This is a genomic window from Terriglobus sp. YAF25, from assembly GCF_052113305.1.
GTDB lineage: Bacteria > Acidobacteriota > Terriglobia > Terriglobales > Acidobacteriaceae > Terriglobus.
Genome location: NZ_JBFRCY010000690.1, coordinates 1 through 2,463 on the forward strand (window position 1 = coordinate 1; position 2,463 = coordinate 2,463).

At 58.7% G+C, this 2,463-nt stretch carries 3 protein-coding genes; all 3 read left to right on the forward strand.

Going from position 1 to position 2,463, the window contains the following annotated elements:
* Positions 1-662, forward strand: a 662-nt coding sequence (locus tag AB4043_RS22390) for a class I SAM-dependent methyltransferase (protein ID WP_442308141.1), incomplete at its 5' end; no start/stop codon positions are given.
* On the forward strand, positions 659-2,122 hold the full coding sequence (locus AB4043_RS22395) for a B12-binding domain-containing radical SAM protein (RefSeq protein ID WP_442299803.1): 1,464 nt from the start codon (positions 659-661) through the stop codon (positions 2,120-2,122). The genes AB4043_RS22390 and AB4043_RS22395, both read left to right, overlap by 4 nt.
* Positions 2,119-2,463 (forward strand): class I SAM-dependent methyltransferase (locus AB4043_RS22400; protein WP_442308142.1); only part of this gene is annotated, 345 nt, incomplete at its 3' end. The genes AB4043_RS22395 and AB4043_RS22400, both read left to right, overlap by 4 nt.

The following is a 2,463-nucleotide window of genomic DNA, read 5'->3' on the forward strand; positions in this document are numbered from 1 at the left end:
GAACTGAACTGAACTGCGGTACCGGCGAAGACGCTCTGCGTTTCGCAGAGAATGGCTGGAGAGTGCTAGCGCTGGACGTATCGGAGCGGATGATTGCCTGCGCCCGTGTACGGCGGGAGAGCATAGGAACGACGGAGAATCCGCAGTTCCGGCAGGTAGCCACAGAAGACCTGCGTGAGGTCGCCGGAGAGTTCGACGGCGTCTTCTCGAACTTCTCAGGGCTGAACTGCGTCAGAGATCTCGCACCGGTAGCGGTAGCACTCGAAAACAAAACCACGCCTGGCTCTTCTCTGCTTCTATGCCTGTCGACACGTGTCTGCCTGTGGGAGACAGCGTGGTATCTGCTGCACGGCAAGCCTGCAAAGGCCTTCCGCCGGTGGACGGGAAGACATCAAGCCATGCTGCAAGGGATGCCGGTGGATGTTTATTACCCCACGCTGAGCACGCTCCGTAGTGCATTCCTGCCGTACTTCAAACTCCGCAGTGTGCGGGCGATTGGGCTTTTTGTACCGCCATCGTACGTTGAGAGCTGGGTACGGAAACACCCTCTTCTGCTCCGGATCTTTGTCCGGCTGGATATGGTCTTCTCCCGATTGCCGCTGTTACGCACCCTTGGAGATCACATGCTGTTGCACCTCGAGAAGACCGGGGAGGTTGGGTGATCCTTCTCTTTCATCCCCGTGCCGTGAAACCTCGAAGCCGCAGGCTTCCCCTCGCCGTGCTTGCTTTGGCAGCGGTACTGGAAGGTCGTGAGGAGTATGAGATCGTCGACGGCAACGTCGATGATGACCCATTGGGCACGCTCCTCAGCCTGATCGACAAACATCGGGTGGAACTGCTCGGCGTCTCGGTGATGCCTGGACCGCAGATGGCTGCCGGCATGGAGGTCTGCCGCGAGATCCGCAAACTGCGACCTCACGTTCCGATCGTCTGGGGAGGCTACTTCCCTTCCATCTATCCGGAAGCAACGCTCAATGCGAAGTACATCGACTTCGCGGTTCGCGGCCAGGGAGAGGACACCTTGCTCGAGCTTCTGGAGGCGCTTCGCGGAGAACGCACCTTCGACAGCATCCTTGGGCTTTCGTACAAGGACCAGTTCGGCTTCCATCGCAACAACGCGGAGCGCCCGATGAAGGGGCCGGACGCTTTTCCCTGGTCTCCGTTCCATCGGCTTCCCGTCGAGAAGTATCTTCGGCCCTCATTCTTCGGCAAACGCACCGCAGTGCACCACGCCAGCATCGGCTGCCCGTTCAACTGCAGTTTCTGCGGTGTACATGCGGCCTATGGCAGAACCGAAAAGTTCGAGTCTCCGGCGCGCACCGAGGCGATTCTGCGTCACCTGGTCGATCGCTACGGCGCCGACTCAGTGCAGTTCTACGACATGAACTTCTTCCTGAGCGAAGAGCAAGCCCGGGAACTCATGGACCGCATCGCCCCATTGAACCTGCGCTGGTGGTGCGAAGCGCGTGTTGACATCATGGCCCGCTATAGCGATGAGACCATGCAGGCCATCCGACGCGCCGGATGCACCATGATCTTCTTCGGTGCCGAGTCCGGCTCAGACTGGGCGCTGAAAGAGATGCAGAAAGGCATCACCACCGAACAGACGCTGATCATGGCTCGCCGCACACGTGAGGCCGGCATCATTCCGGAGTTCTCTTTCGTTGTCGGCAACCCAAAAGATCCGGAGCGCGATACACGCGAGACGCTGGCGTTCATCCGCAAGATCAAGCGCATCAACCCTGATTCAGAGATCATCATTCAGCACTACACGCCGACACCGCAGCGCGGCTCGATGTACGGCGACGTCGACGACAAGATCAGCTTCCCAACCAGCCCGGGAGAGTGGGCCGAGAAGAAGTGGATGGATTTCACCCTTCGCATCGATACCCGTGCTCCATGGATGAAGGACAAGACCAAACGGCTGATCGACAACTTTGAGATCGTCGTTGCTTCGCGCTGGCCCACGGTGCAGGATATCCGTGCTCCACGCTGGGGACGCTATCTACTGCAGACACTCAGCGCATGGCGCTATACGTTCCGTTTCTATACGGCTCCTCACGAACTGGTGCTGGCGCAGCGGTTCATTGATCTCAGGAAACCCAAGCGGGAAAGCTTATGATCGCAGCTCGCGCAACTCCCGCAGTCTTTGATGAGTGGGCGCCAGTCTATGACGAGGCCCGCAATCCATTCTGCTCGTTAGAGGCAAGGCTGCTTCGTCAGCTTCTGCCAACATTGCGGGGAAAGACCATCCTCGACGCCGGCTGCGGAACCGGAAGACACTTTCCACTTCTGAGCAAGCTGCAACCAGAGTGGATTCACGCCGTAGATTACTCCGCGCAGATGCTGGAGCTGGCGAAACAACGGCTCCCGAAGAACGCTACATTTCATCATGCGGACTGCACTACTATTCCTCTCCCCGCACAGTCGATCGACGTTGTCCTCTGTTCCCTTGTTCTGGGA